At 55.2% G+C, this 24,180-nt stretch carries 26 protein-coding genes and 1 pseudogene; 17 read left to right on the forward strand and 10 right to left on the reverse strand.

Features of this window, described 5'->3' with window-relative positions; all coding sequences use genetic code 11:
• Positions 1-7 precede the first annotated feature (7 nt).
• The 6 genes and pseudogenes from ulaA (at position 8) to AC4ICF_RS02160 (ending at position 4,415) form a co-directional block, all read left to right on the forward strand.
• Positions 8-1,408 (forward strand): annotated as a pseudogene (gene ulaA / locus AC4ICF_RS02135) (PTS ascorbate transporter subunit IIC).
• 12 nt (positions 1,409-1,420) lie between these two features.
• Complete coding sequence (gene ulaB / locus AC4ICF_RS02140) at positions 1,421-1,726, forward strand: PTS ascorbate transporter subunit IIB (RefSeq protein ID WP_003856022.1); 306 nt, start codon at positions 1,421-1,423, stop codon at positions 1,724-1,726.
• Positions 1,727-1,735: 9 nt separating this feature from the next.
• On the forward strand, positions 1,736-2,203 hold the full coding sequence (ulaC, locus tag AC4ICF_RS02145; RefSeq protein ID WP_061099468.1) for a PTS ascorbate transporter subunit IIA: 468 nt from the start codon (positions 1,736-1,738) through the stop codon (positions 2,201-2,203).
• Positions 2,204-2,215: 12 nt separating this feature from the next.
• Entirely contained in the window at positions 2,216-2,866 is a 651-nt protein-coding gene (gene ulaD / locus AC4ICF_RS02150) for a 3-keto-L-gulonate-6-phosphate decarboxylase UlaD (RefSeq protein WP_017694667.1), read from the forward strand.
• A 9-nt stretch (positions 2,867-2,875) separates the two neighbouring features.
• Complete coding sequence (locus AC4ICF_RS02155) at positions 2,876-3,736, forward strand: L-ribulose-5-phosphate 3-epimerase (RefSeq protein ID WP_316379810.1); 861 nt, start codon at positions 2,876-2,878, stop codon at positions 3,734-3,736.
• Positions 3,729-4,415, forward strand: a complete 687-nt coding sequence (locus AC4ICF_RS02160) for an L-ribulose-5-phosphate 4-epimerase (RefSeq protein ID WP_316379809.1) — start codon at positions 3,729-3,731, stop codon at positions 4,413-4,415. The genes AC4ICF_RS02155 and AC4ICF_RS02160 overlap by 8 nt, the downstream gene beginning before the upstream one ends.
• A gap of 141 nt (positions 4,416-4,556) precedes the next feature.
• On the opposite strand, the gene yjfY is transcribed toward AC4ICF_RS02160, so the two are convergent.
• The gene (gene yjfY / locus AC4ICF_RS02165) at positions 4,557-4,832 is read right to left on the reverse strand and encodes a DUF1471 family protein YjfY (RefSeq protein ID WP_116343604.1); all 276 of its coding nucleotides are present in this window, start codon (positions 4,830-4,832) and stop codon (positions 4,557-4,559) included.
• Positions 4,833-5,172: 340 nt separating this feature from the next.
• Here yjfY and rpsF point away from each other — a divergent pair, with 340 nt between their 5' ends.
• The 5 genes from rpsF to AC4ICF_RS02190 all read left to right on the forward strand — a co-directional run bounded on the left by rpsF (position 5,173) and on the right by AC4ICF_RS02190 (position 7,693).
• Complete coding sequence (gene rpsF / locus AC4ICF_RS02170; protein ID WP_014068637.1) at positions 5,173-5,568, forward strand: 30S ribosomal protein S6; 396 nt, start codon at positions 5,173-5,175, stop codon at positions 5,566-5,568.
• A gap of 6 nt (positions 5,569-5,574) precedes the next feature.
• Positions 5,575-5,889, forward strand: coding sequence for a primosomal replication protein N (gene priB, locus AC4ICF_RS02175; RefSeq protein WP_028015270.1), 315 nt, complete (start codon positions 5,575-5,577; stop codon positions 5,887-5,889).
• A gap of 4 nt (positions 5,890-5,893) precedes the next feature.
• On the forward strand, positions 5,894-6,121 hold the full coding sequence (rpsR, locus tag AC4ICF_RS02180) for a 30S ribosomal protein S18 (protein WP_000135199.1): 228 nt from the start codon (positions 5,894-5,896) through the stop codon (positions 6,119-6,121).
• Positions 6,122-6,162: 41 nt separating this feature from the next.
• On the forward strand, positions 6,163-6,612 hold the full coding sequence (gene rplI / locus AC4ICF_RS02185) for a 50S ribosomal protein L9 (protein ID WP_006810372.1): 450 nt from the start codon (positions 6,163-6,165) through the stop codon (positions 6,610-6,612).
• Positions 6,613-6,763: 151 nt separating this feature from the next.
• Positions 6,764-7,693 (forward strand): DMT family transporter, encoded by a 930-nt coding sequence (locus AC4ICF_RS02190; RefSeq protein ID WP_316379808.1) that lies wholly within the window; start codon positions 6,764-6,766, stop codon positions 7,691-7,693.
• Between the two features lie 45 nt (positions 7,694-7,738).
• Here the strand turns inward: AC4ICF_RS02190 and AC4ICF_RS02195 are convergent, their stop codons facing one another.
• A complete protein-coding gene (locus tag AC4ICF_RS02195; RefSeq protein WP_163330679.1) occupies positions 7,739-8,383 on the reverse strand; it encodes an OapA family protein in 645 nt (214 codons plus the stop codon).
• A 233-nt stretch (positions 8,384-8,616) separates the two neighbouring features.
• Here AC4ICF_RS02195 and bamJ point away from each other — a divergent pair, with 233 nt between their 5' ends.
• Positions 8,617-9,237, forward strand: coding sequence for a BamJ family beta-barrel-assembly machinery protein (gene bamJ, locus AC4ICF_RS02200; RefSeq protein ID WP_316379807.1), 621 nt, complete (start codon positions 8,617-8,619; stop codon positions 9,235-9,237).
• 311 nt (positions 9,238-9,548) lie between these two features.
• Positions 9,549-10,958, forward strand: coding sequence for a D-serine/D-alanine/glycine transporter (gene cycA / locus AC4ICF_RS02205; RefSeq protein WP_316379806.1), 1,410 nt, complete (start codon positions 9,549-9,551; stop codon positions 10,956-10,958).
• Positions 10,959-11,044: 86 nt separating this feature from the next.
• Here cycA and ytfE read toward each other — a convergent pair whose 3' ends face one another.
• The gene (ytfE, locus tag AC4ICF_RS02210) at positions 11,045-11,707 is read right to left on the reverse strand and encodes an iron-sulfur cluster repair protein YtfE (protein ID WP_316379805.1); all 663 of its coding nucleotides are present in this window, start codon (positions 11,705-11,707) and stop codon (positions 11,045-11,047) included.
• Between the two features lie 244 nt (positions 11,708-11,951).
• Here ytfE and AC4ICF_RS02215 point away from each other — a divergent pair, with 244 nt between their 5' ends.
• Positions 11,952-13,601, forward strand: coding sequence for a methyl-accepting chemotaxis protein (locus tag AC4ICF_RS02215; protein ID WP_316379804.1), 1,650 nt, complete (start codon positions 11,952-11,954; stop codon positions 13,599-13,601).
• A 79-nt stretch (positions 13,602-13,680) separates the two neighbouring features.
• On the opposite strand, the gene AC4ICF_RS02220 is transcribed toward AC4ICF_RS02215, so the two are convergent.
• The 3 genes from AC4ICF_RS02220 to AC4ICF_RS02230 all read right to left on the reverse strand — a co-directional run bounded on the left by AC4ICF_RS02220 (position 13,681) and on the right by AC4ICF_RS02230 (position 16,476).
• A complete protein-coding gene (locus AC4ICF_RS02220; protein WP_316379803.1) occupies positions 13,681-14,646 on the reverse strand; it encodes a DMT family transporter in 966 nt (321 codons plus the stop codon).
• Between the two features lie 75 nt (positions 14,647-14,721).
• Positions 14,722-15,546: an AraC family transcriptional regulator gene (locus tag AC4ICF_RS02225; RefSeq protein WP_302219146.1), complete on the reverse strand. Its 825-nt coding sequence runs from the start codon at positions 15,544-15,546 to the stop codon at positions 14,722-14,724.
• 81 nt (positions 15,547-15,627) lie between these two features.
• A complete protein-coding gene (locus tag AC4ICF_RS02230; RefSeq protein WP_163330684.1) occupies positions 15,628-16,476 on the reverse strand; it encodes an SDR family oxidoreductase in 849 nt (282 codons plus the stop codon).
• A gap of 84 nt (positions 16,477-16,560) precedes the next feature.
• On the opposite strand from AC4ICF_RS02230, the gene AC4ICF_RS02235 reads away from it, so the two are divergent.
• Positions 16,561-16,947, forward strand: a complete 387-nt coding sequence (locus AC4ICF_RS02235) for a winged helix-turn-helix transcriptional regulator (RefSeq protein ID WP_116343595.1) — start codon at positions 16,561-16,563, stop codon at positions 16,945-16,947.
• A gap of 86 nt (positions 16,948-17,033) precedes the next feature.
• Here the strand turns inward: AC4ICF_RS02235 and AC4ICF_RS02240 are convergent, their stop codons facing one another.
• Complete coding sequence (locus AC4ICF_RS02240) at positions 17,034-18,977, reverse strand: bifunctional 2',3'-cyclic-nucleotide 2'-phosphodiesterase/3'-nucleotidase (RefSeq protein ID WP_316379802.1); 1,944 nt, start codon at positions 18,975-18,977, stop codon at positions 17,034-17,036.
• Positions 18,978-19,166: 189 nt separating this feature from the next.
• On the opposite strand from AC4ICF_RS02240, the gene cysQ reads away from it, so the two are divergent.
• Complete coding sequence (gene cysQ / locus AC4ICF_RS02245) at positions 19,167-19,907, forward strand: 3'(2'),5'-bisphosphate nucleotidase CysQ (protein ID WP_116343593.1); 741 nt, start codon at positions 19,167-19,169, stop codon at positions 19,905-19,907.
• Here the strand turns inward: cysQ and AC4ICF_RS02250 are convergent.
• Entirely contained in the window at positions 19,901-20,458 is a 558-nt protein-coding gene (locus AC4ICF_RS02250) for a YtfJ family protein (protein ID WP_316379801.1), read from the reverse strand. The two genes, cysQ and AC4ICF_RS02250, sit on opposite strands and share 7 nt — an antisense overlap.
• A 324-nt stretch (positions 20,459-20,782) precedes the next feature.
• Here AC4ICF_RS02250 and AC4ICF_RS02255 point away from each other — a divergent pair, with 324 nt between their 5' ends.
• Complete coding sequence (locus AC4ICF_RS02255) at positions 20,783-20,989, forward strand: DUF1107 domain-containing protein (RefSeq protein WP_008501430.1); 207 nt, start codon at positions 20,783-20,785, stop codon at positions 20,987-20,989.
• 75 nt (positions 20,990-21,064) lie between these two features.
• On the opposite strand, the gene paeA is transcribed toward AC4ICF_RS02255, so the two are convergent.
• Both paeA and AC4ICF_RS02265 read right to left on the reverse strand, forming a co-directional pair.
• Complete coding sequence (gene paeA / locus AC4ICF_RS02260; protein WP_028015283.1) at positions 21,065-22,402, reverse strand: polyamine export protein PaeA; 1,338 nt, start codon at positions 22,400-22,402, stop codon at positions 21,065-21,067.
• A gap of 194 nt (positions 22,403-22,596) precedes the next feature.
• Positions 22,597-24,144: an MFS transporter gene (locus AC4ICF_RS02265; protein ID WP_116343591.1), complete on the reverse strand. Its 1,548-nt coding sequence runs from the start codon at positions 24,142-24,144 to the stop codon at positions 22,597-22,599.
• Positions 24,145-24,180: the final 36 nt, after the last annotated feature.

Below are 24,180 nucleotides of genomic sequence, written 5' to 3' on the forward strand. Positions count from 1 at the left end.
GAGAGTTATGGAGATCCTCTACAACGTCTTTACCGTTTTCTTTAATCAGGTAATGACCAACGCCCCGCTGTTGCTGGGTATCGTGACGTGCCTGGGGTACATCCTGCTGCGCAAAAGCGTCAGCGTGATTATTAAAGGCACCATCAAAACCATTATCGGTTTCATGTTGTTACAGGCGGGGTCAGGCATTCTGACCAGCACGTTTAAGCCAGTTGTCGCCAAAATGTCGGAAGTGTACGGCATTAACGGGGCTATCTCTGATACCTACGCCTCAATGATGGCGACCATCGATCGCATGGGCGACGCCTATAGCTGGGTGGGATATGCGGTTCTGCTCGCGCTGGCGCTGAACATTATCTATGTTCTGCTGCGCCGCATTACCGGTATTCGCACCATCATGCTCACCGGGCACATTATGTTCCAGCAGGCGGGGCTGATCGCGGTTTCTCTCTACATCTTCGGCTACCCCATGTGGACCACAATCATCTGCACCGCCGTGCTGGTCTCGCTCTACTGGGGTATCACCTCCAACATGATGTATAAGCCAACGCAGATAGTGACTGACGGCTGCGGCTTCTCCATCGGTCACCAGCAGCAGTTTGCCGCCTGGCTTGCTTATAAAGTTGCGCCGTACCTGGGCAAAAAAGAAGAGAGTGTTGAAGACCTTAAGCTGCCGGGCTGGCTCAATATCTTCCATGACAACATCGTTTCGACCGCGATTGTGATGACCATCTTCTTCGGCGCCATTCTGCTCTCCTTCGGTATTGACGTGGTGCAGGCGATGGCAGGGAAAACCCACTGGACGGTCTATATCCTGCAGACCGGCTTCTCCTTCGCGGTGGCGATTTTCATCATCACTCAGGGCGTACGTATGTTCGTCGCCGAACTGTCGGAAGCCTTCAACGGTATCTCTCAGCGCCTGATCCCTGGTGCGGTACTGGCGATTGACTGTGCGGCTATCTATAGCTTTGCGCCAAACGCCGTCGTCTGGGGCTTTATGTGGGGCACCATCGGCCAGCTGATTGCGGTGGGCATTCTGGTGGGTTGCGGTTCCTCAATCCTGATTATTCCTGGCTTTATCCCGATGTTCTTCTCCAACGCCACCATCGGCGTGTTTGCTAACCACTTCGGCGGCTGGCGCGCGGCGCTCAAGATCTGACTGGTGATGGGCATGGTGGAAATCTTCGGTTGCGTGTGGGCGGTCAAGCTCACCGGTATGAGCGCCTGGATGGGTATGGCGGACTGGTCAATTCTGGCACCGCCGATGATGCAGGGCTTTGCCTCCGTCGGGCTGGTCTTTATGGCCGTCATCATCCTGATTGCTCTGGCTTATATGTTCTTCGCTGGCCGTTCGCTGCGAGCAGAAGAAGATGCGGAAAAACAAACAGCAGAAGTTTCTGCTCACTAAGGAGTATCGATTATGACCGTACGTATCCTGGCTGTGTGTGGCAATGGGCAAGGTAGTTCCATGATCATGAAGATGAAAGTGGACCAGTTTTTAACCCAGTCAAACATCGACCACACGGTGAACAGCTGCGCAGTGGGTGAATACAAAAGTGAACTGAACGGCGCGGACATCATCATCGCTTCAACTCACATTGCCGGTGAGATTAGCGTGTCGGGCAACAAATATGTGGTAGGCGTACGCAACATGCTGTCGCCTGCGGATTTCGGGCCAAAACTGCTGGAAGTGATCAAAGAGCACTTCCCACAAGACGTGAAGTAAGGACGCCACATGAAACTACGTGATTCGCTGGCAGAGAATAACTCCATCCTTTTACAGGCCGACGCCAGCACCTGGCAGGAAGCGGTAAAGCTGAGTGTGGATCTGCTGGTTAAGGCGGACGTTGTCGAGCCGCGCTATTACCAGGCCATTCTCGATGGCGTGGCGCAGCACGGCCCCTACTTTGTGATTGCGCCGGGCCTGGCAATGCCGCACGGCCGCCCGGAAGAGGGCGTCAAGAAAACCGGCTTCGCGCTGGTGACGCTGAAAACGCCGCTGGTGTTTAACCACGAAGATAACGACCCGGTCGATATTCTCATCACCATGGCGGCCGTTGATGCCAACACCCACCAGGAGGTCGGCATTATGCAGATCGTCAATCTGTTTGATGACGAAGCCAACTTTGACCGTTTACGCGCCTGCCGCACCGCGCAGGACGTGCTGGATTTAATTGATAACGCCACTGCGGCGGCCGTTTAAGAGGAATTGAACATGTCATTACCAATGTTGCAAGTTGCGCTGGATAACCAGACGCTGTCTCACGCTTACGAAACCACCCGCCTGATTGCGGAAGAGGTGGATATCATCGAAGTGGGGACCATTCTGTGCGTGGGCGAAGGCGTGCGCGCCGTTCGCGACCTGAAGGCGCTCTATCCGCACAAAATCGTGCTGGCGGATGCCAAAATTGCCGACGCAGGCAAAATCCTTTCCCGCATGTGCTTTGAAGCCAACGCCGACTGGGTCACCGTGATCTGCTGTGCGGATATCAACACCGCCAAAGGCGCGCTGGACGTGGCAAAAGAGTTTAACGGCGACGTGCAGATTGAGCTGACCGGCTTCTGGACCTGGGAGCAGGCGCAGGAGTGGCGCGAAGCGGGCATCCAGCAGGTGGTTTACCACCGCAGCCGCGATGCCCAGGCCGCAGGCGTGGCGTGGGGCGAAGCGGATATCAGCGCGATTAAACGTCTGGCGGATATGGGCTTCAAAGTCACCGTCACCGGTGGCCTGGCGCTGGAAGATCTGCCGCTGTTCCAGGGCATCCCTATTCATGTCTTTATTGCCGGCCGCAGCATTCGCGACGCGGCCTCTCCGGTGGAAGCGGCGCGTCAGTTCAAACGCTCAATCGCTCAGCTTTGGGGCTAAGGAGCGGGTATGTTGTCAAAACAGGTCCCGCTTGGCATCTATGAAAAGGCACTCCCTGCGGGGGAGTGCTGGCTGGAGCGGTTACAGCTGGCAAAACAGCTGGGTTTCGATTTTGTCGAAATGTCAGTGGATGAGACGGACGAGCGTCTCTCTCGCCTGGACTGGAGCCGCGAACAGCGTCTGGCGCTGGTGAGCGCCATTGCCGAGACCGGCGTGCGCGTGCCGTCCATGTGCCTGAGCGCCCATCGTCGTTTCCCTCTGGGATGTGAAGATGATGCCGTGCGTGCTGAAGGTCTGGAGATCATGGGCAAAGCCATTCGCTTTGCCCAGGACGTGGGTATCCGCGTGATCCAACTGGCGGGTTATGACGTTTACTATCAGGAAGCCAACGATGAAACGCGCCGTCGTTTCCGTGACGGCCTGAAAGAGAGCGTTGAGATGGCAAGCCGCGCGCAGGTTACGCTGGCGATGGAGATCATGGACTACCCGTTGATGAACTCCATCAGCAAAGCGCTGGGCTATGCGCACTATCTGAATAACCCATGGTTCCAGCTTTATCCGGATATCGGCAACCTGTCGGCATGGGATAACGACGTGCAGATGGAGCTGCAGGCGGGCATCGGGCATATCGTGGCGGTGCATGTTAAAGATACCCGTCCTGGCGTATTTAAAAACGTACCGTTTGGCACCGGGGTGGTGGATTTCGAACGGTGCTTCGAGACGCTCAGGCAGACAGGCTATTGCGGGCCTTACCTGATTGAGATGTGGAGCGAAACGTCAGACGACCCGGCTGCGGAAGTAGCAAAAGCGCGGGACTGGGTGCGCGAGCGGATGGTGCGGGCGGGTTTGCTGGAGGTTGAACATGCTTAAGCTGAAACAGCAGGTCTTTGAAGCCAATATGGATCTGCCGCGCTATGGCCTGGTCACGTTCACCTGGGGCAACGTGAGCGCTATCGACCGCGAGCAGGGGCTAATCGTGATTAAGCCGAGCGGCGTGGCGTATGACACCATGAAAGCAGACGATATGGTGGTGGTGGATCTCGACGGAAACGTCGTGGAGGGAAAATGGCGTCCCTCTTCAGATACCGCAACCCATCTGGCGCTGTACCGGCGATATCCGTCCCTTGGCGGCGTGGTGCATACCCACTCCACGCACGCGACGGCCTGGGCACAGGCGGGGCTGCCCATCCCGGCGCTGGGCACGACCCACGCGGACTACTTCTTTGGCGACATTCCCTGCACGCGAGCGTTAACGCAGGCTGAAGTAGAAGGGGAGTACGAACGCAACACCGGCAAGGTGATTATCGAAACACTGGGTGAAACGGAACCGCTGCATACGCCGGGGATTGTGGTGTATCAGCACGGTCCATTCTCCTGGGGTAAAGATGCTCACGACGCGGTACACAATGCTGTCGTGATGGAAGAGGTGGCTAAAATGGCGTGGATTGCCCGCGGCATTAATCCGCAGCTTCAGGGCATTGATGATTACCTGATGAACAAGCATTTCATGCGCAAGCACGGCCCAAATGCCTACTACGGGCAGAAGTGAATAAGTGCTCTGGAATACCAAAAAACAGTTGTAACCGGTGGTATTCCGGAGCCATTCACAAAAAAAAGCCCCCGGGCAGGGGGCAACGTCAACTATGGCTATGTTTTCGTTGTTGGCTTTCCTGGTGCTAGCGTTAAGGCGTTACCGGTAGATATCTGCACTGGCGTGCATATTGCCGTTGCTGCCGGGCTCACGGGTTAACATCACATGGTAATAGGTTGCGCCCTGGGCATCGGTCTCTTCATTTAGTGCCTGATCTGCTTCGCTTTCAGTGGCGAAATTATGATTGATATAGATTACGCCTAAGCTGTGCACATCATCCATGTTTCTGGCCTGCCGGCCGTCTATTTTGATGGCTGCCATCGCGTTTGCACTGAGCAAAAGCGCAGCCATTATGGCTAATGCGATTTTTTTCATGATATGCGCTCCACGACTGCGTGCTGTGAGAGGGGAATGCTCCTTCTTTAATTCAGTGGGTCTCTGATTAAAGTGTAATCACTCATCCGGCGGGGATACGTGACCATTTCTGATGCAGTTGTTCAAAAAAGCAACGCTTCCGGATGCGTTTAATATTAAATCACCCACTTAGACCAGCTTTACGCTTTGTGCGAATTATTTGTGCAATCAGCTTGAGTTTCCAGGGGCGCGCAAGTATTATGACGCGTCAATTTTTCAGCCGACCTTTAACACGTTCCTTGCCTCCCCGGGCCTCGGCTGACCCAGACAGGAGGCTGAATAATCCGTAAGGAGCAATTCGATGCGTCATTACGAAATCGTTTTTATGGTCCATCCTGACCAGAGCGAACAGGTTCCGGGTATGATCGAGCGTTATTCTGCTGCCATCACTGGTGCAGAAGGTACGATCCACCGTCTGGAAGACTGGGGCCGCCGTCAGCTGGCTTACCCGATCAACAAACTGCACAAAGCACACTACGTTCTGATGAACGTTGAAGCGCCGCAGGAAGTGATCGATGAGCTGGAAACTACCTTCCGCTTCAACGATGCCGTTATCCGCAGCATGGTTATGCGTACCAAAAACGCAGTTACCGAAGCATCTCCGATGGTTAAAGCGAAAGACGAGCGCCGTGAGCGTCGCGATGATTTCGCAAACGAAACCGCAGATGATTCTGATGCTGGGGATTCTGAAGAGTAATTTCTGATGACCAACCGTCTGGCGTTGTCCGGCATCGTATGCAGGGCTCCCCTTCGAAAGGTCAGTCCATCAGGAATTCCGCATTGCCAGTTCGTGCTTGAGCATCGTTCTGTGCAAGAGGAAGCCGGGTTTCACCGGCAGGCGTGGTGCCAAATGCCCGTTATTATTAGCGGACACGAAAACCAGGCCATTACTCACAGTTTAACGGTCGGTAGCGCAGTAATCGTTCAGGGGTTCATCTCTTGCCATAAGGCAAAGAACGGCCTGAGCAAAATGGTTCTGCATGCCGAGCAGATTGATTTGATAGATACTGGAGACTAGCCATATGGCACGTTATTTCCGTCGTCGCAAGTTCTGCCGTTTCACCGCGGAAGGCGTTCAAGAGATCGACTATAAAGATATCGCAACGCTGAAAAACTACATCACCGAAAGCGGTAAGATTGTCCCAAGCCGTATCACCGGTACTCGTGCAAAATATCAGCGTCAGCTGGCTCGCGCTATCAAACGCGCTCGCTACCTGTCCCTGCTGCCGTACACTGATCGTCATCAGTAATCGGGCACGGTCCATTAATACGACTTTAAGAGGATAAGGTAATGCAAGTTATTCTGCTTGATAAAGTAGCAAACCTGGGCAGCCTGGGTGATCAGGTAAACGTTAAAGCGGGCTACGCTCGTAACTTCCTGGTTCCACAGGGTAAAGCTGTTCCAGCTACTAAGAAAAACGTAGAGTTTTTCGAAGCACGTCGTGCTGAACTGGAAGCCAAACTGGCTGACGTTCTGGCGGCTGCTAACGCTCGCGCTGAAGCAATCAACGCACTGGGCACTGTTACCATCGCTTCCAAAGCTGGCGACGAAGGTAAACTGTTCGGTTCCATCGGTACCCGCGATATCGCTGATGCAGTTACTGCAGCAGGCGTTAAAGTGGCTAAGAGCGAAGTTCGCATGCCGAACGGCGTTCTGCGTACCACTGGTGAGCACGAAGTTGACTTCCAGGTTCACAGCGAAGTGTTCGCTAAACTGGTTGTTAACGTTGTAGCTGAGTAATTTTACTCTGCTCGCGTCGAAGCGCCGGCCTTGTGCCGGCGTTTTGCTTTTTTAAGGCTACCGGCCATTCTCTTTTTATCTTGTATGGTAGCTATTCCTGACGCATTCTCAGATAATAAAATGAAACGCAATTTTATTTATGAGATTTGTCATGGATACCGCTCCGCCCACGCCCGTCTTTGCCCGTCGAAATGTGGCCTATGCCTGCGCCACGCTCTGCTGTTTACTCTGGGGAAGCTCGTACCCGGCCATTAAAAATGGTTATGAACTCTTTCAGATTGCGACCGATGACATCCCATCCAAAGTTGTTTTTGCCGGATACCGCTTTCTGTTTGCCGGTGCGCTGCTGCTGCTGTTTGCTCTGGCTCAGCGAAAACCGATTGGCAGGCTCACGCCCACGCAGTTTGGCCAGCTCACGATCCTCGGATTGACCCAGACGACAATCCAGTACACCTTCTTCTATGTAGGGCTTGCCTACACGACGGGGGTGAATGGCTCAATCATGAACGCCACCGGCACCTTCTTCAGCGTGCTGCTGGCGCACTTTATCTATCACAACGACAAACTCAGCTATAACAAAACGCTGGGCTGTATTCTCGGGTTTGCCGGGGTGATGCTGGTGAACTTCCACAGTGGGTTAAGCGATTTCCAGTTTGTCTGGAAAGGTGACGGCTTCGTGGTGCTGGCGGCCTTTATTCTCTCTGCCGCCACGCTTTACGGGAAACGTATTTCCCAGACCGTCGACCCAACGGTGATGACCGGCTGGCAGCTGGCGATAGGCGGGGCTGCGCTGGTTGCAGGAGGCTATGCCACGGGCGGGACGCTGGAAGTGCACAGCATGAAGGCTGTCGCGGTGCTGGGGTATCTGACGCTGCTCTCATCCGTGGCGTTCGCCCTGTGGAGTGCACTGCTGAAAGTGAACCGGGTGAGCATGATTGCCCCGTTCAACTTTGTCATTCCGGTTGCAGGGACGGTGCTTTCCGCAATCTTTCTCGGCGAAAATATTCTGGATATCAAATATGCGATTGCGCTGGTGCTGGTCTGCTCGGGGATCTGGTGGGTGAATAAACGGAGTGCCTGAGAACAAAGTGCCGGGTGGCGGCTTCGCCTTACCCGGCCTATGCCATTAACGTGCTCTGATGAAACTACCGTCCGGCTGGCGGGTAAACAGTACCTGCTGCCCATTTCCGGTATCAATCGTCAGCCCGGTGACCACGCCGCTGGCATTCTGGCGAATCTGCACCATCTGGCCATTCTGCAGGTTACTGAGCGGCTTACCTGCACCTTCAACCTTAGCCATGGCATACACGTCGGTTGGTGGCAGGTTGTGGTCGCGGAAAAGCTGTGCCAGCGTTTTGCCCGGCTCCACGCGATAGGAACGCCACTGCTGCTCAATGCCGGTAGGCTGCTGGGTTTGCGGCTCAGACGGGGCCGCGGCCTGCTCCTGCGGCTGTTCATCCTGAACGGGTTCAGGTTCAACCGGCGCGACCTGGCCTGGATCGTTAGACGGGGTCACCAGCTGTGTCTGCATGGGCTGCGCGTCAGGCTGCGGCCGCGTTTGCGACTGAATATCCAGCTGTGCATTGCGGGTGACAGGCGCGGTATCGACATCATCACCGCCGGAAGGAAGCAGGAAGCCCACGATGACCATCAGCGCACCAATGATGATCCCCCTGCGGTGCAGAGGAGGCAGCGGGTCCATAATGCGAAAATTGTCCGGCGCCTGCCAGATTTTCGCCAGGGTAGGTTTCAGTTCAAATCGCCCGGGCATGGCTCTCCTCCTGCTCCGCGTCTTTTATATCCTGTGCTTCGAAGTATAGTTCGCTAACTGCCTGAACGACGTAACAAACCCGACTTCCGTGACATCAGTTCGGGATTAATCCTGGTTGCCTCTATTGTTTCTGTTTCGTCGCGGTTTGTCACCCTAACTTAAGACAAAGTTTTACCCATAAGGGCATGGCTGATATGCTGCCCGCTACTTTAAATGTGATGGAAGGAAAACCCATGACCACCCCGACTTTTGACACTATCGAAGCGCAGGCAAGTTACGGTATCGGCTTGCAGGTAGGACAGCAGCTGAGCGAATCCGGCCTGGAAGGTCTGTTACCTGAAGCGCTGGTGGCGGGTATCGCTGACGCGCTGGAAGGTAAACAGCCTGCCGTTCCGGTTGACGTTGTGCACCGTGCGCTGCGTGAAATTCACGAACGTGCTGACGCCGTGCGTCGCGCGCGTTTCGAAGAGATGGCAGCCGAAGGCGTGAAATATCTGGAAGAGAACCGCGAGCGTGAAGGCGTGAACAGCACCGAGTCTGGCCTGCAGTTCCGCGTGATCAACCAGGGCGACGGCGCTATCCCGGCGCGTACCGACCACGTTCGCGTTCACTACACCGGTAAACTGATCGACGGTACCGTGTTCGACAGCTCCGTGGCGCGCGGCGAACCGGCTGAATTCCCGGTCAACGGCGTTATCGCGGGTTGGATCGAAGCCCTGACCCTGATGCCAGTCGGTTCCAAATGGGAACTGACCATCCCGCACAACCTGGCCTACGGCGAGCGTGGCGCTGGCGCGTCCATTCCGCCATTCAGCACCCTGGTATTTGAAGTCGAACTGCTGGAAATCGTGTAATCGACTTTTCTTATTTCCTCTCTCCGTCCGGGGAGAGGAAATAGTGATAAAACCTATAGTTATGACAGAATCAATATTTTATCTTGCAAACGAAACTGTTGCGTGTATTTTTGTGAGCTGTTTCGCGCTGTATGAGTGATATGACACTCACTTTCAACATATTATTAACATAATATCTAAATCATAGTATTCATCCCGCCGATTCTTACCTAATATCGATAAACCCTTACAAAGGGACCGTCATTTATTTGACGTTTTTAAAGGCCAGAAGAGCCTTAACAACACAGACAGGCATAAACAGGAAAAATTACATGGTAGATCAGGTCAAAGTCGCCGCTGCAGAAGAGGCGACGTCTGAACAGTCGCTACGGCGCAATCTCACAAACCGTCATATACAGCTTATCGCCATTGGCGGTGCCATCGGCACCGGGCTGTTTATGGGATCGGGCAAAACCATCAGTCTTGCCGGGCCGTCGATCATTTTCGTTTATATGATCATCGGTTTTATGCTCTTCTTCGTGATGCGTGCAATGGGTGAATTGCTGCTCTCGAACCTCGAATACAAATCCTTCAGCGACTTCGCGTCTGACCTGCTCGGGCCATGGGCGGGCTATTTTACCGGGTGGACCTACTGGTTCTGCTGGGTAGTCACCGGAATGGCGGACGTCGTGGCGATTACCGCCTACGCGCAGTTCTGGTTCCCGGGGCTGTCGGACTGGGTCGCCTCGCTGGCGGTGATTATTCTGCTGCTGAGCCTCAACCTCGCCACCGTGAAAATGTTCGGTGAGATGGAGTTCTGGTTCGCGATGATCAAGATCGTCGCTATCGTGGGGCTGATTGTTGTGGGCCTGGTGATGGTATTGACGCACTTCCAGTCGCCAACGGGCGTTCAGGCGTCCTTTACCCATCTGTGGAACGACGGCGGCTGGTTCCCGAAAGGCATCAGCGGCTTCTTTGCTGGCTTCCAGATTGCGGTGTTTGCGTTTGTAGGGATTGAGCTGGTGGGGACTACGGCTGCGGAAACCAAAGACCCGGAGAAATCCCTGCCGCGTGCCATCAACTCTATTCCGCTGCGCATTATTATGTTCTACGTCTTCGCGCTGATCATTATTATGTCCGTGACGCCGTGGAGCTCCGTGGTGCCCAGCAAGAGCCCGTTCGTTGAGCTGTTCGTGCTGGTAGGGCTGCCCGCTGCCGCTAGCCTGATTAACTTCGTGGTACTGACCTCAGCGGCATCGTCTGCGAACAGCGGCGTGTTCTCCACCAGCCGTATGCTATTTGGTCTGGCGCAGGAGGGCGTGGCGCCGAGCGCCTTTGCGAAACTGTCTAAACGTGCGGTGCCGGCGAAAGGGCTGACCTTCTCATGCATGTGCCTGTTGGGTGGCGTGGTGATGCTCTACGTGAACCCAAGCGTGATTGGCGCGTTCACTATGATCACCACGGTCTCGGCGATCCTGTTCATGTTCGTCTGGACCATTATCCTGTGCTCGTACCTGGTGTACCGCAAACAGCGTCCACACCTGCATGAGAAATCGATCTACAAGATGCCGCTGGGCAAGCTGATGTGCTGGGTGTGCATGGCGTTCTTCGTGTTCGTTCTGGTGCTGCTGACGCTGGAAGACGATACCCGTCAGGCGCTGATCGTCACGCCGCTGTGGTTCATCGCGCTGGGGCTGGGCTGGCTGTTTATCGGCAAGAAACGTATAGCAGGCATGCGTTAAGCATGTTGCCGGGTGGCGCTGACGCTTACCCGGCCTATGTTCGAGGACGTTGTAGGCCCGGTAAGCGCTAGCGCCACCGGGCTTTTTTATTCCCCCGCCAATGCCCGCGGAAACAGCACGTTATTCTCAAGACTGATGTGTTCCATCAGGTCGTCAATCATCTCGTTAATGCCGTTGTACATCGCTTTCCAGGTGGTGCACGCTTCTGGCGGCGGCGTGACGTTGTCGGTGGTGTGTTTGATCACGTCCAGCAGTTCGCCCGCATCATCATGTTCGCTTTCCATCACGCTGATGGGCCCCATCGCCTGGCTGCCCATTCCCTGTTTAATCATCGGGAAGAGGATCTGCTCTTCTTTCATCATGTGGCTGGAAAGCTCTTCGTGCAGCATGGTCAGGTATTTTGCCAGACCGCGCGGTACGGAAGGCTTGTCGGCGTGGACGCGCTCAACTTTCGTCGCCTGCAGGATCAGCTCAGGCAGCTGCTCACGGTGGCGGTCGTGGTAACGCACAATGATATGGTCGATGATTTCCGCGAGCGGGGCGGTGCGCCAGTCTTTGTCGACAGGCTGTTCGGCCAGAAGTGCCAGTTCCGCTTCGATAACCTCCACGTTCAGCTCTTTACGCGAGGCCGCTCGCGCCAGGGTCTGCTTACCGCCGCAGCAGTAATCCATATCGTATTTACGGAACAGCGCAGAAGCGCGAGGGATGGAGAGCGCCAGCTCGCCAAGGGGTTGGTCGCGAAAGGCCATAGCAGTTACCTCGTCATCAAGAATATAAGGTGCATATTAAATGCATCTTTATGACGACGCTATAACCCTTTAGAGGGAAGGGGAAAAGTGCGACGGGGATCACAAAAAAATGTCCCGTTTAACTCCCTGAATGGACTTAGGAAAGTGGTTTAGAAACTTTTTAAAGGTGGAGAAACAGTAAACAACCCGCCGCGCGTGCCGATAGATACTCGTCAGAGAAACCTGCATATAACAAAGGCAACGTATGTTTAAACGTATAAAAGTCATTACTCTTCTTATCTCGGTGCTGCTTGTGCTCGGCATCATGCAAGTGATTTCCGCGGGTATTTTTATTAACGCGCTGAATAACGATAAAGACAACTTCACCGTGTCGCAGCTCTCCAGTAAAAACGTCGCGGAGTTTACCGATGCGTGGATCAGCCTGAATCAGGCGCGGGTGACGCTGAACCGCGGGATGCTGCGCCTGCAAAGCAGCATGGCCTCTCAGATTAACGGTGGGCAGCTCAATGAGCTGGTCAACACGGCGAAGAATCTGCTGGCCGATGCGCAGGTCCATTACGATAAATACTACGCCCTGCCGAATACGCCGGGGCTGGATGAGAATCTGGCCAAGCGTCTCGAAGAGCAGTACCGCATTTACTCCTCCACGCTGACGCAAATGAACGTCCTGCTGAGCCAGGGCAATCTGGAGGACATGTTCAAGCAGAACGCGGAGCATAAACAGACCGCGATGCAGGCGGTTTACCGCGAGTGGCGCGAAGCGCAGGCAATGCTTACCGATAAAGGCATCCAGGATAATGAAAGCGACTACAAACGCATCCTGTGGATCCTCTCTGCGGTGATGCTGCTGGTGATTGTGGTGATTGTCTCCAGCTGGATCGCTATGCGCCGCGTGCTGCTGCTGCCTCTGGAAGAGGTGATTAACCATATTCGCGCCATTGCGGCGGGGGATTTAACCCAGCCGATTCAGGCTGAAGGTAAGAATGAAATGGCTATTCTGGCGCGCAACGTTCAGGAGATGCAAACCTCGCTGGCGAACACCGTGGGCGTGGTGCGTGAAGGTGCGGATACCATCTACACCGGCGCCGGTGAAATTTCTGCCGGGAGTAACGACCTCTCTTCCCGTACCGAGCAGCAGGCCGCGTCTCTGGAAGAAACGGCAGCCAGCATGGAACAGCTGACGGCAACCGTGAAGCAGAACGCCGATAACGCACGTCAGGCTTCCCGTCTGGCGCTGGATGCCTCCTCAACGGCGAAGAAGGGTGGGAATGTAGTAGAAGGCGTCGTGCGTACGATGGACGAAATCGCGACCAGTTCCAGCAAAATTGCGCAAATTACAAACGTGATCGACGGTATTGCCTTCCAGACCAATATTTTGGCACTGAACGCGGCGGTGGAAGCGGCGCGCGCGGGCGAACAGGGCCGTGGCTTTGCGGTAGTCGCAGGGGAAGTTCGAACGCTTGCCCAGCGCAGCGCACAGGCGGCGAAAGAGATTAAGGCGCTGATCGATGATTCCGGCGAGCGCGTCAACGCAGGCTCGCAGCTGGTGAATGAAGCGGGCGCGACGATGGCGGAGATCGTCAACGCAGTCACCCGCGTGACCGACATCATGGGCGAAATTGCCTCTGCCTCTGACGAGCAGAGCCGCGGTATCGACCAGGTGGGCCAGGCGGTCGCCGAGATGGACCGCGTGACCCAGCAGAACGCCTCGCTGGTGGAAGAGTCGGCGGCTGCTGCGGCCGCGCTGGAAGATCAGGCTGCACGCCTGAACGAAGCGGTGGCGGTGTTCAAAATCACCCGCAACCAGGTGGTCAAAGCGGCACCGGTGAAAACCTATGTGCCAAAAGCGCAGCCCGCAGCGGCGGCGTCAGAAGGGAACTGGGAAACGTTTTAAGGACTTGCCCGGTGGCGGCTACGCCTTACCGGGCCTACGATTTTGTAGGCCCTGCAAGCGCAGCGCCGCCGGGCAATGCTCACATCTCCGACGCCGGAACGACCCTTGGTTTTTCCGGCTTCGCTCTCACCGCAATCACCACCCCCACGACCAGCAATAATATTCCACAGGCTGTTAAAAGCGGCGGCACGCTCTGGCGCATCAGGAAGGTATAAAGCAGTCCCGCAAGGGTTTCGAAGACAATCAGCGGCCCTAAAATCACCGTCGGCAGCTTCTGGCTGGCAATGTTCCAGCACAGCGCACCCACCCAGGAGCACAGCACCGCAATCGCAACCATTAAGCCAATAAACACCCACGGCCTCGGCCCGAAGGGCTGGGCGAAGTCTGGCTGTTGATGGCCTAACCAGAGGCACGCGCCGACATACCCCACCAGTGACACGGGCAAGGTGACCAGCGCCTGCGCCGTCGCCCACATCATCGGGTGCTTGTCCGGGTTTTCCCGCAGCCAGCGCGCATTGCGCAGGGCGTACCAGGCCCAGCACGCCACCGAGATGAACGCTAAAACGATCCCCGAACCGTAACGCCATAAGCTGAAATCGCCCAGCCCGTGGCGCAGCTCGGCGATATTGACGCACACCAGTCCCACTGCGGTGCACATCAGCGCCGGGGCCATTTTTGACCACGCCAGCCTGCCGTCCCGGTGGCTATAGAGCAGATTCGCGAAGATGGGGATGACCACCGGCAGCGTGCCGATAATCATGGTGGAAACCGGCGCACCGGTACGCTGAATGGCGCTTGCCAGACAGACGTAATAGATCAGGTTACCCATCATGGTCAGTGCCAGCGCGGTACCCCAGTCCTGACGGCTGAGCTGACGCAAGCGCGCGCGTCCCAGCCACGCCAGGGGCAGGGCAATCAGCCCCAGCGCCAGGTAACGTCCGGTCGACTGCAGTATGGCCGGATACTCGGGTACGATCAGCGGGCCGACAAAAATCAGCCCCCACATCATCCCTGCCAGCAGGGCATACAACACGCCACTAATCATTTTTCCATCCTGTTTGATTCACGTTGCACTCAGTGTAGGAGGGACAAATACGCGCGTATTGTATGAGATTGCGCTTTAGCGCCGGGTGACCTGCTTCTGGTAGCGAACGGGAGTAATGCCGTAGCGGCGGGTAAACGCGCGGGTTAAATGCGACTGGTCGGTCAACCCGGTCGCGGCGGCGACCTCAGCTGCGGGCATGCCGTGGGTGAGGAACGCTTTGGCGCGCCACAGGCGGATGGCCATCAGCATCTGGTGCGGCGTAACGTGGAAATGGGCTTTGAACTGACGCTGAAAATGGTACGGGCTGAGCGAGACAACGTTCGCCAGCTCGTCCAGCGTCAGGGCGTGCATATAGTTGTCGTGCAGATACTCGCGCACGCGTTCGAACCGGTGTGCACCTTCCTGAACTACCGGCGCGTGATGGGCTAACGGCTGAAAGGTCTCAATCAAATCCAGCAATAAGCCTTTTTGCGCCAGCGGGTCGTCCGTATGCCACAGGCCGTAAATCAGCCTGCCGATTTGCTGCGAGCGCAGCGGGTCATAGCGGGTTACGTCGCTGAACCACCAGTGGCGCAGGCCGGTTACCTCTTCCAGCAGGTCAGGCTCGATGTAAACCATCCGGTAGCGCCAGCCGTCTTCAGTGGCGGACTCCCCGGTATGGATCTCATCCGGGTTCATGGTAACAACGGATTTTTCAGGTGCGAGATGCTGGGTACCGCGATAGCGAAAGCGTTCGGCACCGGTTTCAATCGTGCCGATCCCGAAGGCTTCATGGGTGTGAGGCTCAAAGGCGTAGTCAGAGATATGCGCGTGATAGAGTTCAAGGCCCGGCAGCTGCGCCAGGTGGCGAAAGCGCGCGCTGTCTCTCTCATCAATAAACTGTTCCGGTACGCCTTGCACGGTGAGCCTCCTCATGGGTCATCGTTTCATTATCAGAGATGACCCGAGGGGATGCCACAAAAAATAACCAATCCGTAACAATTACAGAATGGCTTTGACGCTCTCCGCCAGCGGCGTGGTTGGACGGCCAATCAGCTTGCTGAGGGTACGGCTGTCGTCAAACAGGCCGCCTTTGGACGCGCCCACATCGGAGTCCGCGAGCATATCTGCCAGCCCGGCAGGCAAGCCGACGCTTTTCAGCGCGGCGGCGAAATCTGCCTCGCTGAGATTCTGATAGGTTACCGGCTTTCCGCTCTGCTTGCTGAGCTCCGCCGCCAGCTCGCTCAGCGTCCAGCCGTGGTCGCCTGCCAGTTCGTATACTTTGCCCGCATGACCCTCTTCAGCGATGACTTTGGCGGCCGCCGCTGCATAGTCTGCACGGGTCGCAGAGGCAATTTTGCCTTCGCCTGCGGCACCGATAAACACGCCGTGTTCCAGCGCGGGCGGCGCGCTCGCCAGGTAGTTTTCGGTATACCAGCCGTTGCGCAGCAGGGCATGAGGAATGCCGGACGCCGCCAGCGCTTTTTCCGTCGCGACGTGTTCAACGTGCAGACCCAGTGGTGATTTGTCCGCATGCAGCAGGCTGGTGTAGGCGATAAATTTCACGCCTGCCGTTTTGGCGGCGTTAATGACGTTCTGGTGCTGGGTTGCGCGCTGGCCTACTTCGCTGGAAGAGATCAGCAGCAGCTTATCCACACCGCTCAGCGCGGCGGTGAAGGCGGCTTCGTCGGTGTAATCCGCCTGACGAACCACAATGCCCTGCTGGCTCAACGCTTCAGCTTTCGCCGGGTTACGCACGATAGCCACAATCTGGCTGGCCGGTACGGTATTTAACAACTGCTCGATAACGAGATGGCCAAGCTGGCCAGTAGCGCCGGTAATCGCGATCATGATGAATCTCCTTCGTGTTTGTCTGGTGTTGTGGCACACTAGCACCATAGCTAACTTTTAGTAAGTACGTACAAAAAGGTAAGTATGAAAACAACGATACCAACGCTCAGCGAACAAATGCGCGATGGCAATCTTTTCGCGGAACAGTGTCCTTCACGGGAGGTGCTCAAGCACGTTACCAGCCGCTGGGGGGTACTGATTCTGCTGGCCCTGCAGGAGGGAACGCACCGCTTCAGCGATCTGCGCCGTAAAATGGGTGGGGTGAGCGAAAAGATGCTGTCCCAGTCGCTTCAGGCGCTGGAGCAGGACGGATTTGTCGATCGTGTGTCGTATCCGGTCGTGCCGCCTCATGTCGAGTATAGCCTGACGCCGATGGGGATTGAGGTCAGTGAGAAAGTGGCCGCGCTGGCAGACTGGATTGAGGTCAATACGCCGAAGGTGATGGCGAATCGGGATGAGCGTGCGGCGTAAAAGCCGGGTATGTGCGGCCTGATGCCCTCTCCCACAAGGAGAGGGAACAAACACCATAAACGGCAACGCGCGTTGCCGTTTTGCTTTTACCTGCTCAAATCCACCTGATAAATCGCGAACCCGATATCATCCGTTGCAACCTTCTTCATCGGATACTGCGCCTTGTCCTTAATGAACCTGGCCGCCTTATCGGACGGTGACGTTTCAAAGCGGATATCCAGTTTTGTCTCGCTATGAATCGGCGCAAGACGCCAGTTGTTATCCACCGCCGGGTGAATTTCGCCCGCCTTCTTCGACTCTGCGCCGATCCACGCCGCCAATACCGAGCGGTTTTCGTCCGGTGACGCAAAAGCGATGTGGCTATCCCCCGTACCGGCAAACTTACCGCCGTAGGCGCGATAGTTATTTGTCACCACCAGGAAGGTGGCATTCGGGTCGATCGCCTTGCCGTTGAAGGTCAGGTTTTTAATGCGCTCCGCCTGCGGATTAATGGCCTGGCACTCGCCGTCATATTTCGCCGGCTGGGTGACGTCAATCTGGTAATTCACGCCGTCGATCACGTCGAAGTTGTAGGTGCGGAAGCCGTCCCAGTTAATCAGCGACTGCGGTTTGCTGCTTGTCGGATCGATCTGGTTAAACTGTCCGGCGGAGCACTCCAGCCACTCTTTCACCTCCTTTCCTGTGGCTTTAACCACCACCAGCGTGTTCGGGTAGAGATAGAGATCGGCGGCGTTACGGAAGGTCAGCTGGCCCTTTTCGACTTCAACATAGCTTGCCGGGTCATTCTTACGCCCGCCCACTTTGAATGGCGCAGCGGCAGACAGAACCGGCAGTTTTGCCAGATCCGGATCGCCCTGCACAAAGTGTTCGGCATAGGCTTTCTGCGCCATGTTGACCACCTGAACGGTTGGGTCGTCCTGCACCAGCGCCAGGAAGCTGTACATATTGTCGGCGGATTTGCCGATCGGCTTGCTGACGAATTCGCGGGTGGCGTCGTGATCGTGCTTCAGCACGTCGACCAGTTTTTTATCTTCAGCCGCCAGAGATTTTTTAGCCGCAGCGTCGTAAATCGGGCGCGCTTCGGCTTTTGACTGCGTCACCTTCCAGCTGCCGCCGTCGTTATTCAGCACCAGGTCCACCACGCCAAGATGGTCGCCCCACATGCCCGGCATCACCGACGGCACGCCGTTGAGCGTTCCTTTCTCAATATCAGCCCCTTTGATGCTGGCAAAATCTTTGCCCGGGAAGACGGCGTGGGCGTGGCCGAACAGGATCGCGTCAACGCCCGGAACTTCACTCAGATAATAAACGGAGTTTTCAGCCATGGCCTGGTACGGGTCGGCGGAGAGGCCCGAGTGGGCGACAACCACGACCAGATCCGCGCCTTTTTCGCGCATTTCCGGCACGTATTTGCGCGCGGTTTCGGTAATGTCGTTAACGGTCACTTTACCGTCGAGATTGGCTTTATCCCAGGTCATGATCTGCGGCGGTACGAAGCCGATATAGCCGATTTTCAGCGTCTGCTTTTTACCGTCCTGATCGACAACGTCAGTCTCTTTTATCAGGTAAGGGGTAAAGAGCGGTTTCCGGGTCTTAACGTCAATGATATTGGCGTTAACGTACGGGAATTTCGCGCCGGCCAGCGCATCGTGCAGGTATGTCAGGCCGTAGTTGAATTCATGGTTGCCCAGGTTACCGACGGCATAATCCAGTGTGTTCATCGCTTTATAAACCGGATGGATCTCGCCTTTCTTCAGGCCTTTCGCCGCCATGTAATCACCGAGCGGGCTGCCCTGAATGAGATCGCCGTTGTCCACCAGCACGCTATTTTTTACTTCACCGCGCGCGGCGTTAATCAAACTTGCTGTGCGTACCAGTCCGAATTTTTCCGTAGGGGTATCTTTGTAGTAATCGAAGTCCATCATATTGCTGTGCAGATCGGTCGTTTCCAGAATACGCAGATCTACCGTCGCCGCCTGTACGCTTGCTGCAACCAGCGTTGCCAGGAGCGTTGCACTAAACTTAATCATCAGAGGAGTCCTTTTTCGATGCAGACCACAAAAGAGTATGTATCTATCGCTTGTTGCTTACAGAAATGTGAATCCTGACAGAAAAAAGCGTCCTGAAACCAGAATTGCTTCACAGATAGCGGAATTGTTCACATTACGATATAACTAAAACAAAGAGTTAACCTCACTGCGTTAACAAAGAGGTGGAGAATGCTAGATAAAATTTGTCAGCTCGCACGGGATGCGGGAGATGCCATCATGCAGGTGTATGACGGTAGTAAACCCATGGAGGTTGTCAGCAAAGCCGACGACTCTCCGGTCACGGCGGCGGATATTGCGGCGCATAAGGTGATCCTGAAAGGATTACAGGCTTTAACGCCGGAGATCCCCGTTCTGTCAGAAGAAGCGCCGCAAAGCTGGGACGAGCGCCAGCACTGGCAGCGCTACTGGCTGGTCGATCCTCTGGACGGGACAAAAGAGTTCATCAAGCGCAACGGTGAGTTCACCGTCAATATCGCCCTGATTGAGAAGGGCAAAGCGGTGCTCGGCGTGGTCTACGCGCCGGTGATGAACGTGATGTACAGCGCCGCAGAAGGCAAGGCCTGGAAAGAGGAGTGCGGCGTACGGAAGCAGATCCAGGTGCGCGATGCGCGTCCACCGCTGGTGGTGATTAGCCGCTCGCACAGCGACAGCGAGCTGCAGGAGTACCTGCAACAGCTGGGTGAACACCAGACTACCTCGATTGGCTCGTCGCTGAAATTCTGCCTGGTGGCGGAAGGTCAGGCGCAGCTGTATCCGCGCTTTGGGCCAACCAACGTCTGGGATACTGCGGCAGGTCACGCCGTGGCTGCGGCCGCCGGGGCGCACGTTCATGACTGGCAGGGCAAGCCGCTGGACTACACCCCGCGCGAATCCTTCCTCAACCCCGGCTTCCGCGTCTCTATTTATTGAGCCAGCAGCTTATGCAGCAGGTCGACAACCTGCTGCACCTCTTCCTGGGTTAACGCCCCGTCTTTCACCCACTGTACGCGACCGTTCTTGTCCAGCACGATAATCGCAGAGCTCTCTTCCTCCAGTTGCCAGGCCTTACGGGTGATGCCGTTGCTGTCGACGATAAACTGCGACCACGGATAGAGCTTTTTATTGCTCTCAAGGCTCGAGCGCACAAACATCCCGGAGCCCGGAATAGCGTCATCGGTGTTCACGATCGTGGTGGTCTGGTAGCGGTCATGTGGGAATTTTGCGGCCTTGATCGCTTCCACCAGGTTGGCATTTTTCTCTTTTGCGGATGTACGACCGGCAATATGTTGTACAACTCTCACTTTGCCCGCAAGCTGCGCGCTATTCCAGGCTTTATAGCTAAACTTATCATTGTCGAGAATCAATTCTCCCCGGTCTGCAATGCCGACTGGCGGTACACGTTGTCCTTTTTCAATGTTGTGAGCGCAAGCCCACAGGGGCAGCAGCAGACAAGCTGCTGCAAGGATGTTACGTAGGGTCATGGCGTTTCCTTATTGTTTGCAGGTGATCCGACCACTTGGTCATACGCTTTTAATCATAAGTGCGATCAATGTGGTTTTCCCGCAATCCCGATGCCAGTTTGCGGGCGAACGCACATATCCATGAAAAAACGACGGCTTATACTGCTCTCTATCACGCTTTGCAAAGATTATTCTGAATAATTGTAATCAAACGGTAAATAAACTTATGCACACTGGGTAACACCGTAGTTCTGGTCTATAGTCATTGGGCATCAAAATTTGCGCTCAGGACAGTCGGGCCGATTGTGGCACCGCAAGAGCGTATGATTCGCAGGAGATACAAGAATGAAAATTTTCCAACGCTACAACCCGCTTCAGGTGGCGAAGTACGTGAAGATCCTGTTCCGTGGACGGTTGTACATCAAGGATGTTGGCGCTTTTGAGTTTGATAAGGGCAAGATCCTTGTCCCAAAAGTGAAGGACAAACAGCACCTGTCTGTGATGTCCGAAGTCAACCGTCAGGTTATGCGTCTGCAAACTGAGATGGCTTAACCAACGTGCTATGCAGTAAGTAGTTAGAAAAACGGCTCCCGATGGGAGCCGTTGATGTTTGTGGGGGCAGGAACGTTACGCCGACACTTTCTCTTCCGCGTCCGGCAGCTTCGGCACCAGCACGGTCGGCTTGTTGTCGATGCGCGTCACCAGTAGCTGGTCGATGCGGTAGTTATCAATATCCACCACCTCAAACTTGTAGCCGGAGAACTTCACCGAGTCGGTACGTTTCGGGATTTTACGCAGCATAAACATCATAAAGCCGCCGATGGTCTCGTAGTTGCCGGACTGCGGGAACTCGTCGATATCCAGCACACGCATCACGTCTTCAATTGGTGTGCCGCCATCAATCAGCCATGAATTATCGTCACGCTGGACAATCTGCTCTTCCAGACCCTGGCCTACCAGGTCGCCCATCAGCGTGGTCATCACGTCGTTCAGGGTGATAATGCCCACCACCAGCGCGTATTCGTTCATGATCACCGCGAAGTCTTCCCCGGCGGTTTTGAAACTTTCCAGCGCTTCTGAGAGCGTCAGGGTGTCCGGCACAATCAGCGTATTGCGGATCTGTACGCCGCTGTTAAGCGCGAGGCTCTGGTTTGCCAGCACGCGGTTCAGCAGGTCTTTGGAGTCGACGTAACCGATGATGTGGTCGATATCTTCATTACAGACCAGGAACTTGGAGTGCGGATGCTGCGCCACTTTGTTCTTCAGGCTCTGCTCATCTTCATGTAAATCGAACCAGATAATGTTTTCACGGCCCGTCATGGAAGAGGGCACGGTACGGGATTCCAGTTCAAACACGTTCTCAATCAGCTCGTGTTCCTGCTTGCGCAGCACCCCGGCCAGTGCGCCGGCTTCCACCACCGCATAAATATCGTCAGAGGTGATGTCGTCTTTACGCACCATCGGCAGCTTAAAGATGCGGAAAATCACGTTCGCCAGGCCGTTGAAGAACCACACCAGCGGACGAAACACGTACAGACAGAAGCGCATCGGGTTGATGATACGCAAAGCCACAGCTTCTGGCGCAATCATACCGATGCGTTTCGGGGTCAGGTCTGCAAAAAGGATGAACAGGCCGGTTACCAGCGAGAAGGAGAGAATAAAGCTCAGCTGTTCGGCAAGCTCAGCGGACATGTACTTCACAAAGAGGCTATAAAACGCCGGAGAAAACGCTGCATCCCCTACGATACCGCCGAGGATGGCGACTGCGTTCAGGCCAATCTGCACCACGGTAAAGAACATACCGGGGTTTTCCTGCATTTTCAGGATGCGGGTGGCATTGATGTTGCCTTCATCGGCAAGCAGCTTCAGTTTGATTTTACGGGACGCGGCCAGCGAGATCTCAGATATCGAGAAAAATGCACTGACGGCAATCAGACAAAGTATTACTAAAATACTGTTTAACATAGTTTATCCGGCTTCACGCCAGATCCTCAGAAGGGGAGTTGATACCATTTGTGTGAAAACACGTAGAACGTCAGCTCGTAGCGTTGAGCCGATTATTTCAGCGGTAGTATAGCGTAAAGAGATGTAAATCTGCCAGAGGTCACATTTTGGCATAAAAACAGACCGGACAGCGGGGGGCTGCCCGGTACGCGAGGTTATTTCACGGGAGATAAGCTGGCGCTTCCCACCGTCCGTCTTGTGGCATCGCCTCCCCACACCTGGTCATACTCATAACCCGTCAACTGCTTGATTATCAGGCGGGTTTTGGCGTCGCAGTCGCGGTAATCTCCGCCCAATTTCCGGCGGGCAATCTCCTTGAGCAGCAGCTTATGCGTCTCGCGGGTGAGCTTAAATTTGTAGGTGGTAAAGAAGCTCACCGCCAGAAGGGCTGCCGTTGCGAAGATCATCAGGCCGATAATTGCCCCCAGCGCGCTTTCTGGCTGTGCGCCGCTGCCCTTCACGAAGCCGGACTCCTGCAGCACAAGGCCAATAATCATGATGGCAATTGCCACGGTGCTTTTGCGGGTCAGAACCATCACGCCGGCAAAAATCCCTTCGCGGCGCTGCTGCGTCACCATCTCGTCGATATCCGGAATAAAGCTGTAGATGTTCCACGGAATATAGTAGAGGCCAGAGCGGGAAGCGCCCAGCAGGATAAAGACCGCCGAGAACAGCAGCGTCGGCACCTGCGTTTTGGTGAGGTAGACCGTAAACAGGAATACCAGCACGCAGAAGATACAGCCGTAGGAGAGGCGCAGAGCGGCCGAAGGGGTAACGTTCAGCCGGTTTAGAAGCAGCATAAACCCGTACGTGCCGGGTACCGAGGCGAAGGCCGCAATGCTCAACCAGCCGGATACCGCAGCTGCATCCTGGCTCAGACAGTACACGACGTAATAGGTAAACACCGAACCGAATACGTCCATCGCCGTAAACGAAAAGATATAAATAATAATATGCAGGCGGAACGCGCGAATGCGGAATGAGGAAAAGAGATCCAGTACCAGATATTTCAGGTGATTGAGTATTCCGCTGCTGCGCTGGTTATCCACCTTAAAATCGGATTCCTGCTGCACATCTTTGGCTTCCCAGGTGGTGTACCAGGTAATAAATACCGCGATGCAAAATACGCAGGAAAATATCAGCCCGGTGAGGGTATAGGTAAACGGATTATCTTTCCCCGTGAACTGCATGATCACGCCGGGGACGGAAACCGCAAGGAAACCACCCAGCTGGGAGCAGATCATACGCACGCCGGAGAGGCGGCTACGCTCTTCATAGCGGTTTGTCATTTCTGCCGCCAGCGTCTCCCAGGGCACCAGCACCATCGCCGACAGCAATTCGATCGAGAGATAGGTTCCCAGGTAATACCAGTAGCCCATATCCGTCAGCCACAGCAGGGCATACAAAAACATTAATGGGGCGCTGAGTAATAAAAAGAAGCGGCGACGACCAAATTTACGGCCGAGCCAGGTATTGCCGAAATTATCGGTGATATAGCCCATAATCGGGCTTAAGAGTGCATCAATGACGCGGGCAATCGCGAATATCGAACCCGCTTCAATAACCGAGAGCCCGCAATAGGTGGTGTAAAAAAATAGCAGCCAGGTGCCGATAATGGCGAAAGCGCCTCCGCCAAACAGATCGGTTACGCCGTAGCCAAGCGCTACGCCATAACCAACTCTACGTTCAGTTGGTTTGACCATAATAATATCCAGTGTAGGGTAATGATTAACCTGTTT

Source organism: Enterobacter sp. ECC_219_Taxon_10, assembly GCF_058354905.1.